The sequence below is a fragment of the Mycobacterium novum genome, assembly GCF_010726505.1.
Lineage (GTDB): Bacteria > Actinomycetota > Actinomycetes > Mycobacteriales > Mycobacteriaceae > Mycobacterium > Mycobacterium algericum.
Genome location: NZ_AP022562.1, coordinates 3,209,225 through 3,222,012 on the forward strand (window position 1 = coordinate 3,209,225; position 12,788 = coordinate 3,222,012).

Consider the following 12,788-nt stretch of genomic DNA (forward strand, 5'->3'; position numbering starts at 1 on the left):
CCCGGTCAGTTTAACGCTGCCGGGGGCGGTGCTGGTCAATACCAGTAACGCCGACCCGCCACCGGACGCCCGATCGCTCCCAGAATCCACAGTGCCGCGCCGATCACCACCAGAATGATTCCGATCGTCCACAACACATTGATCTTGAGAACGAGCGCCAGAATAAGCAAGATCACTCCGAGTGCAATCATCACCGATCCCTTCTGTTAAACGATCTGAACGACCGCACCCTGCGACGAGGGCTGCGGTAAATGGCAATCCGTCACGACCGGGTTGAACCCGAGATAGTTCAGCGGGCCGGCCAGTGTGGTGACCGCGATGGTTCCGGCAGTCGCGCAACTGGTCTGACGCCCGTGGAAATAGTCTCGCTGCCATGCGGCGAAAACGCCGATAAGCAGCCATATCAGCACAATCGCACCGGCCAGTCCACCGATCCGCATCCGTCCTCCATTCATCTGTACCCCCGATAATTCCCGCTTCCATCGCTGTCGAAACCTCGATGTTTGGTGCCTGCAGCAGCGGGGTACTGCGGCAAATCTGCGGACATCGACGAACGCGAGGAACGCGAGGACGGAGTGCGGCAGATGATGTTGCTGGGCCCGGGCGAATCCGGTTTGCGGGCAGGAAGTCACGCAGAATGGATCGGCGAAGCCGGCGACCTCGTCGATCACCTGCTGCGCAACGTCGCGCACGGCCGCTTCGAGCGGTCGCTGTCGGCGATGACGGCGGTGGCCGCGGTGGTGACAACCGCCGAGATCTATCTCGAGCATTACAAGGCCGGCTTCGGCAACAAGTGGATGTGGAGCCCGGTGCTGGTCACGCCGCCGGTGGTGATCGCCGGTATCGGCGGGGTGTTCTCCCGCCGCTGGGCCAAACGCTGGCTGCCATTGACCGCCGGGGTCTACGCCGCCAACGGCCTGCTCGGGGAGTACCTGCACGCCCGCGGGGTGGCACGCAAACCGGGCGGCTGGCGCAATGCGTCCTACAACGTTCCGATGGGCCCGCCGATCGCGGCACCCGGGCTGATGGCGATGGTCGGCGGAATGGGACTCTTGGCCGCGGTGCTGCGCCGCGAACGCTGACGGGCCGCAGCCCATGGCCGACACCTCCCGCCCCGACCATCTGCCGAACCTGCGCGCCGATCGCCAACCCCCGCACCCGTCCTGGCTGCCGCGGCAGCGCCGCGGCACCACACCGCAGATGATCGGGCGCTATCCCGATTTCGACGTGCTCGAGTCGCAAGACAGCTGGGACGAGGCCACCCGCAAGGTGGTGTTGGCCCGGCTCGAGCCGCCGGGACCGTTGCGGTTCTTCACCGCCGCCGAGGAGCCCACCCTGCGCGCTTTCTGCGACATCGTGCTGGCACAAGACGAGGACCCGCGGGTGCCGGTGGCCGAGTTCATCGACGACAAACTGGCCGACGGCCGGCTTGACGGCTACCAGTACGCCGACATGCCCGATGACGGTGACACCTGGCGGCTGGTGCTGCAAGGCCTGGACGAGGCCGCCGAACAGCGGTACGGCAGGGCGTCATTCGCCGACGCCGAGGTCCCCAGCCAACTGGCGCTGGTCGAACAGTTCTCCCGCGGCGGGTTGTACGGCGGCGCATGGTCGCAGTTGAACGAGAGCCGGGCGTGGTCGGTGTGCATGCGCATGGCGTTGACGGCGTTCTACTCGCATCCGTGGGCGTGGAACGAGATCGGATTCGGTGGGCCGGCTTACCCGCGCGGATACATGCGACTGGGGGGACCGAGCGGCCGGGCGTCGGTGCGTGAACCGTTCGAAAGTCGTGGCGCCGTCGACAAGGACCCGGTGAGACTGGTGCAAGAAGAGGGCTCGTAGTGGGCGATTTCTGGCGGGGCCTGCTCAAGGGATCGCTGGGCCCACCCGACAATGACTCACGGTTCCTGCTCGACGTGCAATCGCGGCAGTTGCCCGGTGAGAACACGATGCGCCGGTATGCCACCGATGACGAGGTCGACCTGGTCGTCGTCGGGGCCGGCGCCGGTGGATCGGTACTGGCGCAACGACTGGCGCGGGCCGGCTGGCGGATCGTGATCATCGAGGCGGGGCCGTTCTGGCATCCCGACACCGACTGGGTCTCCGATGAAGCCGGATCGCACCCGCTGTACTGGACGCAGAAGCGCATCATCGGCGGCGACGACCCGATCGAGCTGGGCAAGAACAACTCCGGTCGCGGCGTCGGCGGCTCGATGGTGCACTACGCCGGCTACTGCCCGCGGTTCCACCCCAGCGACCTTCGGACATACCGTCTCGACGGTGTCGGAGCGGACTGGCCGATCGACTACTCCGACATCCGCCGCCACTATGAAGTGCTGGAGGCCGAACTGCCGGTGGCGGGGCAGAACTGGCCGTGGGGGTATCCGCACCGCTACCCGTCCTCGCCGCATCCGATCTCCAGTGCCGCGTCGAAGCTGTGGGAGGGCGCGCGCAACCTCGGAATCGAGATGCGGGTCGGTCCGGTCGGGATCGTCAACGGCACCTTCGGAAACCGGCCGCACTGCATCTACCGCGGCTACTGTCTGCAGGGCTGCAAGGTCAACGCCAAGGCCAGCCCCTATGTCACCCACCTGCCCGACGCGCTGGCACACGGCGTGGAGATCCGGGCCGACAGCATGGCCGCCCGGATCGAACTCGACGACACCGGTGCGGCCCGCGGTGTCGTCTACCTCGACAGCGACGGCACCGAGCACCTCCAGCGCGCCAAGGTCGTCGCGGTGGCCGGCTACTCCATCGAAACCCCACGGCTGCTGCTCAATTCGACCAGTTCCCGGTTCCCCAACGGGCTGGGAAACAACACCGATCAGGTCGGCCGATACGTCATGGTCCAAGGCGCCTCCCAGACCGCCGGCCGGTGGCCCGAGGAGCTGCGGATGTACAAGGCGCCGCCGCCGCAGGTGAGCAGCGAGCAGTTCTACGAAACCGACGCCACGCGCGGATTCGCCCGCGGGTTCTCCATCCAGACCGTCTCACCGCTGCCGATCGGCTGGGCCGAGCACGTGCTCGCCGACGGGCACTGGGGACGGGCGATGCGCGAATACATGCGCGACTACAACCACTGGAGCACGATCGGTGTCCTCAACGAACTGCTGCCGCTGCCGGACAACCGGGTCACACTGGCCGACGAGGCAGACGACTTCGGCATCCCGGTGGCCCGAATGGATTACACCCGCTGCGACAACGACAAGGCGAACATGGCCTACTCGACCCGGGTGATCACCGACATCCTGTACGCGGCCGGCGCCCAGGACGTGCTGACCATCCAGCGCTATGCCCACCTGATCGGTGGCGCCCGGATGGGTACCACGCCGGAGAACTCTGTCGTCGACGCCGACCACCGGGTATGGGAGGTGCCCAATCTGTTCCTCTCCGACGGCTCGGTGTGCCCGACCCAGGGGTCGGCCAACCCGGCACTGACCATCATGGCGCTGGCCTCCCGGCTCGCCGAGCGGCTGGCCGGAAAACAGGTTCTGCAGAAGGGATTCCAGTCATGACTCAGACCGTCGTCATCACCGGAGCCAGTGCCGGGATCGGCCGCGCCGTCGCGCAGCGGTTCGGTGCCCGCGGCGCGAAGGTGGCCCTGCTGGCCCGCGGCGAAGCCGGATTGCGGGGCGCGGCAAGCGATGTCGAGGACGCCGGCGGGACCGCGCTGCCGATTCCCACCGACGTCGCCGACTATGCCGCCGTGGCGGCCGCGGCCGACCGTGTCGAGGACGAACTCGGTCCGATCGACGTCTGGGTGAACGTCGCCTTCGCCTCGGTGTTCGCGCCGTTCAGCGAGATCGGACCCGAGGAGTTCAAACGGGTGACCGAGGTCTGCTACCTCGGCTTCGTCTACGGCACCATGGTGGCGTTGGCGAAAATGAAACCCCGTGACCGCGGCACGGTGGTGCAGGTGGGTTCGGCCCTGGGGGAGCGGGCCATCCCGCTGCAATCGGCGTACTGCGGCGCCAAACACGCCGTCAACGGCTTCACCGAGTCGGTGCGATGCGAGCTGCTGCACGAACGCTCCAGGGTCAACATCACCATCGTCCAGATGCCGGCGGTCAACACCCCGCAGTTCTCCTGGGTGCTGTCCCGGCTACCTCGCCACCCGCAGCCGGTGCCACCGATCTATCAGCCGCAGCTGGTCGCCCGGGCGGTGTTGCGTGCCGCCGACCGTCCGCGGCGCAAGCAGTACTGGGTCGGTGAGAGTACCGTCGCCACCCTGCTGGCGCAGCGCGTCGCCGCACCGCTGCTGGACCGCTACCTGGCCCGTACCGGCTACGACTCGCAGCAGACCGGTGAACGCGTCGAGGGTGTGCCGCCGCACAATCTTTGGAAGCCGCTCGACCAGCAGCCCGGTAGCGACCACGGGGCGCGCGGGCAGTTCGACGATTCCTCGCATGCGCACAGCCCGCAACTCTGGGCGGCCCGGCACGCCGGGCTGGTCGCCGGTGCGGCGACCGCGCTGGGTGCGGCCGGGGCCGGTGTGCTGGCCGCCCGGCGGCGTTGATTCACACTGTTTCCTTAATCGCCGGGGGCCGAATCCGGACCGTTTTCTGTCGGTGGGTCGAATTAGCGTGCGATGTATGGGCAGGGATGCATTCGCGGATCGGGACACCATCATGGCGTGCCTCGACGCGGCCGAGGCCGCCCATGGCCGACTGGAACAATGCTCCTTTGATGCGCTGACCACCGAGGAGTTGGTGGACGTGCTGGCCCGCCGGGAAGCGTTGGCGTGGCGAGCACCGGCTATCGATCATCAGATTCTGACCCGGCTCGTCACCGAGGGCGATGCGGGGCTGTTGGGCGAGTGCTCGCTGGGCAAGGCGCTGGCCGAGCGGTTGCGGATCAGCAGCGCCGCGGCGCGACGGCGATTGGCCGAGGCCGCGGAACTCGGTCCGCGCACCGCGGTGACCGGGGAGCCGCTGGCTCCGGAGCTACCTGAGTTGGCCACCGCCCAAGCGCGCGGGCGCATCGGCCCGGAGCATACGGCGATCGCCCGCAAGACGATGGCGAAGATTCCGGCCGCCGTCGATGCCGCGGATCGGGAGCGCGCCGAACGCGACCTCGCGGTTTTGGCCGGACAGTTCGGCCCGGAGACCTTTCAGCGGTTGGCTGATCACTTGTTGGCGGCGCTGAACCCCGACGGGGATATCACCGACCGGGAACGTCAGGCCCGGCGCGGGCTGCGGCTGAGTCGCCAGGACGCCGACGGGATGAGCACCCTTTCGGGCAAGATCACCCCCGAGTTGCGGGCCACCCTGGAGCCGATCCTGGCCAAACTCGGAGCGCCCGGCATGTGCAACGCCGCCGACGAAAAGCCCTGCGTCAGCGGTACACCGAGCCAAGAACAGATCCAGGCTGATCACCGCACCCGCGATCAACGCCACCACGACGCGTTGCTGGCCGCTTCCCGGGCGGTGCTGGCGTGCGGAGATTTGGGCCAGCTCAACGGCCTGCCGGTCACGGTGATCGTCTCGACCACGCTGGCCGAACTGCAGGCTGCGGCCGGCAAGGCGCACACCGGCGGCGGATCACTGTTGCCGATGAGCGACCTACTGCGCATGGCCGCCCACTCGTATCACTACTTGAGCATCTTCGACGGCCGGGGGCGAGCGTTGTGGCTGGGTCGCACCAAGCGCATCGCTTCGGCTGATCAGCGCATCGTGTTGCATGCGCGTGATCACGGCTGTACCAGACCCGGGTGCACGGTCTCGGGGTACCTGTCTCAGGCGCACCATCTGGAACGGGATTGGGCTGACAACGGCCAAACCGACATCGATTCCCTCGCGCTGGCGTGCGCGCCGGATAATCGGATGGCCAGCGAGCAGGGCTGGGTCACCCGACTCGGCGAATCCGGCCGAGTCGAGTGGATCCCGCCGCCCAAACTCGACCACGGCCAACCCCGCGTCAACCCCTTCCACTTCATCGAAGCCGTCATCGACTACCACCGCCGCCCGCCGCCCGAGGACCTGCCACCGCCCGATGCCGACTGCCCGTGGCCGGGCGACTCGGTTCGCGATGATCCATTGTTCGACGACCCACTGTTCGACGGGGACGCCTACGAAGCTGTGGCCGTCGAGGGCCTCGCGCAACGACACCTCTTCGAGGAACACGACTGGGCGGAAGCCGGATGAGGACGGCGGCTAAGCCGATGCCATCGGCGGGTAGCGCAGCACCGCTGCGACGCCGTCGGCCGGATGGATCGTCCCGCCGGCGGCCACCACGCCCGCGTCGGCTGCGATCGCGCCCCACGGCAGCGCCTCGTCGGCGCGAAGCGTGTATTCCGGTGCCGCACCGTAATCGGAGAGCATGTCGGCATCCGGCGCGGTAACCGTGAGGTCCGCGTCGGCCACCACCGTCGCATCGCCGATGTCGCCGATGATCAGCGTCTCCACCGCGCCCTGGCTCAGCCCGGCGCATACCGCGGCGAGCCCTTCGACCGCCAGCCCGGACAGCCGGCCCGATTCGGCGGTGAAGCGCTGCACCGCGTCTTGGATGTTCTCGAGTTGCCTTCGCAGGCATTCGGCTTCGATCGCGTCTTGTATGTCACCGGCGTCGTGTCCCCGGGCGCCGACCGGGAGCTCCCGCGCCAGCGCCGTGATCCGCTTCGGCAACGCCTCCAGCAATGCCGACCGAGACTGCACCTCGCCGACGACGAACACCGCGTCGAGATCGGGCGGGTCGGCGAGTTCGGTGACCCGGGCGGCGACGGCGCGGACGTTTTTGCGAACGGCCTCCTCGACATGTGGTTGCACATCCCCGTAGCCGGGGGTATCGGCTCCGGCGGCCTTGTGCACCGGATAGCCGCCGCCGTCAATGGTTTCCGAGCGCAGTGCGCCGTCGGCGTGCACGGTGATGTCAGCGCCGGTCTGGTCGACTTCGGCCAACACGTAGTTCGGGTACTCGAAGCCGTGCTCGATGATCGGCAGCAGGTAGGGAAGTCGGGACAGGCGAGCAGTGCTCGCTGCGGGCGCCTGCAGATGCTCGTTGAGCACCACGCCGTCGGCGTCGGCGATCACCGCGCGCCCACTCTTGCCGACCGGCGGCCGCAACTCCCGCACGGCGCGTTCGACCTCGCCGACCAGCTGCTGATCAGCGCCCTGTCGGTTGAGCTGTTCACAGACCGCGCGCCAGGTGAGGTCGAGTTTGGTGGCCGCGTCCTCGGTGTCGTGCGAGTCCTCGAAGTACACCGAGATGAACGGGGCACGGGCGGTGAGCAATCCACGGAATCGTTCGGCATCCACGGCTATCCGGGTTGCCCGGTGATCGGCCCGGCAAACGTGGTCGGCACGTTCGACATGGTTGCCGAACCGGTTCGGCGGGTATGCAGACCGGACTGCAGTCGCTGATTGGAGGTCTCATGCCCAAGACGACGAAGAGCGGCGCCGCCAAGCAAGGCGAGTTGCCCAGCACGCTGCAACGATCCAGCGCGAAGGCGCAACGCACCTTCGCCAAAGCGCACGACGCGGCCGCCAAGGAGTACGGCAGCGAGCAGCGCGCCCACCGGGTCGCCTACGCGGCGCTCAAACACAGTTTCGAGAAGGTCGGAGACCACTGGGAGCCCAAGAAGAAGCGCGGCCCGTCGGATAAGCGTGCTCAGGGCGGGGGCCCGAACAACTCGGGACCGTCCGCCGAGGGTGTCGACGCCAACGCCAGCAAGCAGCATCTGATGGACGTTGCGCGTCGGCTGGACATTCACGGCCGCTCGACGATGAAGAAATCGGAACTGGTCACGGCGATCAAGAAGCACAACCGCCGTGTCCGGGGCACGTAGCCGCACTCCGGTCACATCGGCGATCACGGGGCGTGGATGTCCGCCGCGCTGGCCGCCGCGGTGGGGATGCCGTTGATGACGGTGTAGGGCGCCCGGATCAGTGGTTGGGCCACATTACGCACCGGGACACCGCCGGCGGTGCGGCCCGCCTCGATTCCGGAGTGGGCGTGGCCGTGCACCGCCAGGTCGGCCCCGGCGTCGTCGATGGCCTCGGCCAGCAGGCACGACCCCAGAAACGGATAGATCTCCGGAGGCTCGCCCAGCAAGGTGTCGGCAACCGGCGAGTAGTGCAGCAGCGCGATCCGGTAGTCGGCGTGCAGCGCCCCACGGCCCTCGCGCAACCGGGCCGCCGCGGTCGTGGTGGCGGCGACGAACGCCTTCATCTCCGGCTCGCCGAAGGCGGTCGCACACCGGCCGGCGAAACCGCCGCCGAAACCCTTCACGCCGGCGATTCCGACCCGCCGGCCCGCGACGTCGACGGTGTGGGTCTCGCCTTCCAGGACGACGATCCCGGCGTCGCGCAACGCGTCGGTGATCTCGTCCTGCTGATTCCGGTGATAGTCGTGATTGCCGAGCACGCACACCACCGGTACCGGGCACCCGGACAATTCGTCGGCGACCACCCGGCCCTCGGCGGCGGTCCCGTGGCGGGTCAAGTCTCCGGCGACCAGCAGCAAGTCGGCCCGATCATCGATATGGTGCCAGCGCATCGTGCCGCGCGAGTCCTCGCCCAAGTGGATGTCGCCGACCGCGGCTACCCGGATCACCCGGTCACCTGCTCGACGGGTTCGCACAGCTGCACCACTTCGATGTCGTTGACCACGACGCGCGGTTCGACGATGGCGCGAACGACCGTCTCGATCGTCGCCCGGCGTTGCGGGCCGTTGACCGTCCCGGTCAGACACACGGTGTCGGAGTGGATTTCGATCCCGATGCCCAGCTCGCCGATCTCCGGGTTCTCGGCGAGCTGGCGTCGCACCACCGCCACAGATGATCCGGCGGATCGGGTTCGGCGGCGTCATCGGCGTCGACGATGGCCAGCCCGCACAACAGCTGCCAGAACGCCTCGGCGAACGGTGAACCCCGCAATCGCAGCCGCAGCCGGCCCCAATCGACCTGTTCGCGCAGGATGCGTGCGACGACGAGTAGCTCGGCGTAATCGCAGCGGTGACAGTCCAGCACCGCGAGCTTCTGCACCATCAGGTCGGTGGCGCTGATGACCCGTGCGGTCACCGAGCCGACCGGAAGCAGCGGGGCGCGCGCAATGGTCTCCGCGCTGACCGGGGTGTCACCGAGCCGATAGATCAGATCGATGAGCACGTCGCCGTCGAACACCTTCAGCAACCAGTCCTCCGGCGGCTGGAACCGCGCCATGCCGGCGCTGGTGAGGGCTTGCGCGGCGTGTTCGGCGTCGGACGGTTCCACCAGCAGATCGATGTCGTGCTGCGAGTGCGGGCCGCCGCGGGCATACACCGCGGCGCCACCGGCCACTGCGAAGGGCACGTCGGCGCGTTGCAGTGCGCCGATGGCCCGGATCAGCGTGGTCAAGAAGGTGGCCTCATCCATGCCCGGGCCGCCCGTCGGGCAGGTCTGCGATCGGTGTCCGGTCCAGCTGTGTCAGCAGCTCCTCGGCGTTGTCGAAAACGCCCACCGCGCCTGCCGTTTCCAACTCGGCGCGGGACACGCCGCCGCTGAGCACGCCGATACACGGCAGGCCGGCGCGCACGCAGGCCGCCACGTCCCAGACCGCGTCGCCGACGAAAACCGCCCGCTCCGCCGTCGCGCCGATGCGATCGAGGGCGATCCCGATGATGTCCGGCTCCGGTTTGGCGATGTCGACATCGGCGGACGAGGTGACCGCGGCGATCAGGTCGTCGCAGTCGAGCGCCTTGCGCAACACCGCCAGCTCGTCGTCGGGCGCCGAGGTGGCCAGCACCACCGGCAGATGGAGGGCGGCGATGCGTTCCAGCAACCGCCGGGCGCCCGGCAGCGGTGACAGCAGCGGCGCCGACTCCAGGTAGAAGCGCGAGTGCAGCTCTTTGAGGCGCCGGCGGACGTCGTCGGGTGCGTCGTCTGACAGCAGCCGCACCAGCGCGGATCCGTCCATGCCGATGGCGCGGTGGATGCGCCAGGATTCCACCTCGATGCGCTGTTCGGCGAACGCCCGACGCCAGGCGTGCACATGCAGGTAGTTCGAATCGACCAGCGTGCCGTCGACGTCGAACAACACAGCCGATTGGGCGGTCACGATCGTCCCCTCTCGTTCGCGGGTGGCCCTGGCCGTTTGCGGATGTCCCGGCTGGGATACCCCACGCTGGGAATTCCCAATACGCCGACGAGAGGAACCGTGGTGGCTACCGAGGACCCCAAGCAGCGACAGCTCGACGAGCACCGGTACGACCGGCAGTCCGGGTACCTGACCACCCAGCAGGGGCTGCGGGTCGACCACACCGACGACGCGCTGACGGCCGGGGAGCGCGGGCCCACGTTGCTGGAGGATTTCCACGCCCGGGAGAAGGTCATGCACTTCGACCACGAGCGGATCCCCGAGCGGGTGGTGCACGCTCGCGGGTCGGGCGCCTACGGCTACTTTGAGCCCTACGACGATTCGCTCGCCGAGTACACCGCGGCGAAGTTCCTGACCTCGCCGGGTACCAAGACCCCGGTGTTCGTGCGGTTCTCCACCGTGGCCGGCTTCCGCGGATCCGCCGACACCGTGCGCGACGTGCGCGGGTTCGCCACCAAGTTCTACACCGAACAGGGCAACTACGACCTGGTGGGCAACAACTTCCCGGTGTTCTTCATCCAGGACGGCATCAAGTTCCCCGACTTCGTGCACGCGGTGAAGCCCGAACCGGACAACGAGATTCCGCAGGCGCAGTCCGCCCACGACACGCTGTGGGACTTCGTGTCGCTGCAGCCCGAGACGCTGCACGCCATCATGTGGCTGATGTCGGACCGTTCATTGCCGCGTAGCTTCCGGATGATGCAGGGCTTCGGTGTGCACACCTTCCGCTTCGTCAACGCCAAGGGGCAGGGCACGTTCGTGAAGTTCCACTGGAAGCCCAAGCTCGGCGTGCATTCGCTGATCTGGGACGAATGCCAGAAGATCGCCGGAAAAGACCCGGACTTCAACCGCCGCGACCTGTGGGATTCGATCGAGGCCGGCCAATACCCGGAGTGGGAGCTGGGTGTGCAATTGGTGGCCGAGAGCGACGAATTCAATTTCGATTTCGATCTGCTGGACGCCACGAAGATCATTCCCGAGGAACAGGTTCCGGTGCGTCCGGTGGGCAAAATGGTGCTCAACCGCAACCCGGACAACTTCTTCGCCGAAACCGAGCAGGTGGCCTTCTGCACGGCCAACGTAGTGCCGGGAATCGATTTCACCAACGACCCGCTGCTGCAGTTCCGTAACTTCTCCTACCTGGACACCCAGTTGATCCGGCTCGGCGGACCGAACTTCAACCATCTGCCGATCAACCGGCCGGTGGCGCCGGTGCACACCAACCAGCACGACGGCTACAGCCAACACGCCATCCCGGTCGGCAAGTCCAGCTACTACAAGAACTCGCTGGGCGGCGGCTGCCCGGCTCTGGCCGGCGGTGACGACGAGGTGTACCGGCACTACACCCAGAAGGTGGACGGCGACAAGATCCGCAAACGCGCCGCCAGCTTCGAGAACCACTACAGCCAGGCGCGGATGTTCTACAAGAGCATGTCCGAGCCGGAGGCCAAGCACATCGTCGCCGCGTACGCATTCGAACTGGGCAAATGCGAAACCGTCGAGATCCGGCAGCGCGTGGTCGAGCAACTCAACCACATCGACCACGACCTGGCGCGCCAGGTGGCCGAGAAGCTGGGGCTGTCGGCGCCCGATGAGCGCCAGCTCGATGCCGCAGCCGAGAAGGTCGGGACGTCGCCGGCGCTCTCGCAACTGCACGCCGCCACCGTTCCGCCGGAGTCCCGGGGCGCGCCCACCATCGAAAGCCGCAAGATCGCGGTACTGGCGGCTGACGGTGTCGACGTTACGGGCGTCCAAAGCTTCGTCGAGGCGATGCGCCGGCGCGGCGCCGTCGCCGAAGTACTGGCCCCGACCGGCGGCGGCGAACTCGCCGGCGGCTCGGGTGGGCAGCTGGGCGTCGACCGGGCGATCACCACCATGGCCTCGGTGCTCTATGACGCGGTGGTGGTGCCGTGTGGTCCGGAGGCGATGCACACGCTCGCCGCCGACGGCTACGCCATGCATTTCATCACCGAGGCCTACAAACACCTGAAGCCCATCGGGGCGTTCGGGGCCGGTGTCGAGCTGTTACCCAAAGCGGGAATCGTCGAGCGGTTGGCCGAGGACACCGGGGTCACCGTCTCGACCGGCGTGGTCACCACCACGGCGGCCGCCGGCGATCTGGGTGAGGAGTTCTTCGACGCCTTCGCCGCGGTGCTGGCCAAGCACCGGGTCTGGGACCGGGCGGCCGACGCGGTGCCCGCCTAGCCCGCCGGGAGCCGGGTCCGGGTTCGGGCCCGGCTTCAGGTCACCGCGCGCAGCGGGCGCCCGGATTTCTGCACGTCGGCCAGGGCGTCGGCCAGCGAGGGCACCAGCGGCAGACGGGACTGCGGGTCGCAGATCCGCAGCACGCTGGTCACCGCCGGACTCGGTACCACCATCAGCCGGGTCTGCGCCGCGGCGCAGCGGGCGCTGACCGATTGCAGCGCGGTAAATCCGACCGTGCCAATGAATGCCAGCTCGGCCAGGTCCAAGATCAGCCACTCGCAGCAGTCGGCGCAGCGTCTGGCGTAGTCGGCGAACGGTGCGGCGTTGGCCGCGTCGATCTCCCCGTCCGCGGCAACCACCGCTCCCGACCGACCCCAGTGGATGGTGAATTTGGCGGTATGGCTTCGCCAGGCCTGCGTGGATTCCGTTGCGGGAGTGGCGAAAGCGGTTTCGGTAATCCTGCTGGTTGTCATTTGTGGCTCCATCAGTCGACGAATCGTGCTGTTGGATCAC

15 protein-coding genes are annotated in these 12,788 nt (G+C 67.8%); 7 read left to right on the plus strand and 8 right to left on the minus strand.

Annotated features, from left to right (window positions below):
- Positions 1-35: 35 nt before the first annotated feature.
- On the minus strand, positions 36-194 hold the full coding sequence (locus G6N19_RS14925; protein WP_013829992.1) for a hypothetical protein: 159 nt from the start codon (positions 192-194) through the stop codon (positions 36-38).
- Between the two features lie 12 nt (positions 195-206).
- Positions 207-440 (minus strand): hypothetical protein, encoded by a 234-nt coding sequence (locus tag G6N19_RS14930; protein ID WP_013829991.1) that lies wholly within the window; start codon positions 438-440, stop codon positions 207-209.
- Positions 441-584: 144 nt separating this feature from the next.
- Here G6N19_RS14930 and G6N19_RS14935 point away from each other — a divergent pair, with 144 nt between their 5' ends.
- The 5 genes from G6N19_RS14935 to G6N19_RS14955 all read left to right on the plus strand — a co-directional run bounded on the left by G6N19_RS14935 (position 585) and on the right by G6N19_RS14955 (position 6,143).
- Complete coding sequence (locus G6N19_RS14935) at positions 585-1,082, plus strand: hypothetical protein (RefSeq protein ID WP_083036146.1); 498 nt, start codon at positions 585-587, stop codon at positions 1,080-1,082.
- Between the two features lie 13 nt (positions 1,083-1,095).
- Positions 1,096-1,842 carry a gluconate 2-dehydrogenase subunit 3 family protein gene (locus G6N19_RS14940; RefSeq protein ID WP_193465218.1) on the plus strand — a complete coding sequence of 249 codons (747 nt, stop codon included), beginning with the start codon at positions 1,096-1,098 and terminating at the stop codon, positions 1,840-1,842.
- Positions 1,842-3,515 carry a GMC family oxidoreductase gene (locus G6N19_RS14945; RefSeq protein WP_013829988.1) on the plus strand — a complete coding sequence of 558 codons (1,674 nt, stop codon included), beginning with the start codon at positions 1,842-1,844 and terminating at the stop codon, positions 3,513-3,515. The genes G6N19_RS14940 and G6N19_RS14945 overlap by 1 nt, the downstream gene beginning before the upstream one ends.
- A complete protein-coding gene (locus G6N19_RS14950) occupies positions 3,512-4,516 on the plus strand; it encodes an SDR family oxidoreductase (RefSeq protein WP_193465219.1) in 1,005 nt (334 codons plus the stop codon). Before G6N19_RS14945 ends, G6N19_RS14950 begins: the two co-directional genes overlap by 4 nt.
- Before the next feature lie 76 nt (positions 4,517-4,592).
- Positions 4,593-6,143 (plus strand): HNH endonuclease signature motif containing protein, encoded by a 1,551-nt coding sequence (locus tag G6N19_RS14955; protein ID WP_013829986.1) that lies wholly within the window; start codon positions 4,593-4,595, stop codon positions 6,141-6,143.
- A gap of 9 nt (positions 6,144-6,152) precedes the next feature.
- Here G6N19_RS14955 and G6N19_RS14960 read toward each other — a convergent pair whose 3' ends face one another.
- Positions 6,153-7,253, minus strand: coding sequence for an Rv2629 family ribosome hibernation factor (locus tag G6N19_RS14960; RefSeq protein ID WP_193465220.1), 1,101 nt, complete (start codon positions 7,251-7,253; stop codon positions 6,153-6,155).
- A 116-nt stretch (positions 7,254-7,369) separates the two neighbouring features.
- On the opposite strand from G6N19_RS14960, the gene G6N19_RS14965 reads away from it, so the two are divergent.
- Entirely contained in the window at positions 7,370-7,783 is a 414-nt protein-coding gene (locus G6N19_RS14965) for a ChaB family protein (RefSeq protein WP_013829984.1), read from the plus strand.
- 23 nt (positions 7,784-7,806) lie between these two features.
- Here G6N19_RS14965 and G6N19_RS14970 read toward each other — a convergent pair whose 3' ends face one another.
- The 4 genes from G6N19_RS14970 to G6N19_RS14985 are packed head-to-tail and all read right to left on the minus strand — an operon-like array spanning position 7,807 to position 10,031.
- Positions 7,807-8,550 (minus strand): metallophosphoesterase family protein, encoded by a 744-nt coding sequence (locus tag G6N19_RS14970; protein WP_193465221.1) that lies wholly within the window; start codon positions 8,548-8,550, stop codon positions 7,807-7,809.
- Positions 8,547-8,771, minus strand: coding sequence for a BON domain-containing protein (locus G6N19_RS14975; RefSeq protein WP_332101732.1), 225 nt, complete (start codon positions 8,769-8,771; stop codon positions 8,547-8,549). The genes G6N19_RS14970 and G6N19_RS14975 overlap by 4 nt, the downstream gene beginning before the upstream one ends.
- Entirely contained in the window at positions 8,681-9,349 is a 669-nt protein-coding gene (locus G6N19_RS14980; RefSeq protein ID WP_193465222.1) for a nucleotidyltransferase, read from the minus strand. The genes G6N19_RS14975 and G6N19_RS14980 overlap by 91 nt, the downstream gene beginning before the upstream one ends.
- On the minus strand, positions 9,342-10,031 hold the full coding sequence (locus G6N19_RS14985; RefSeq protein WP_083036140.1) for an HAD family hydrolase: 690 nt from the start codon (positions 10,029-10,031) through the stop codon (positions 9,342-9,344). The genes G6N19_RS14980 and G6N19_RS14985 overlap by 8 nt, the downstream gene beginning before the upstream one ends.
- A gap of 99 nt (positions 10,032-10,130) precedes the next feature.
- Here G6N19_RS14985 and G6N19_RS14990 point away from each other — a divergent pair, with 99 nt between their 5' ends.
- Positions 10,131-12,275, plus strand: a complete 2,145-nt coding sequence (locus tag G6N19_RS14990) for a catalase (protein WP_193465223.1) — start codon at positions 10,131-10,133, stop codon at positions 12,273-12,275.
- 35 nt (positions 12,276-12,310) lie between these two features.
- On the opposite strand, the gene G6N19_RS14995 is transcribed toward G6N19_RS14990, so the two are convergent.
- Positions 12,311-12,748 (minus strand): STAS domain-containing protein, encoded by a 438-nt coding sequence (locus G6N19_RS14995; RefSeq protein WP_232062403.1) that lies wholly within the window; start codon positions 12,746-12,748, stop codon positions 12,311-12,313.
- Positions 12,749-12,788 lie beyond the last annotated feature (40 nt).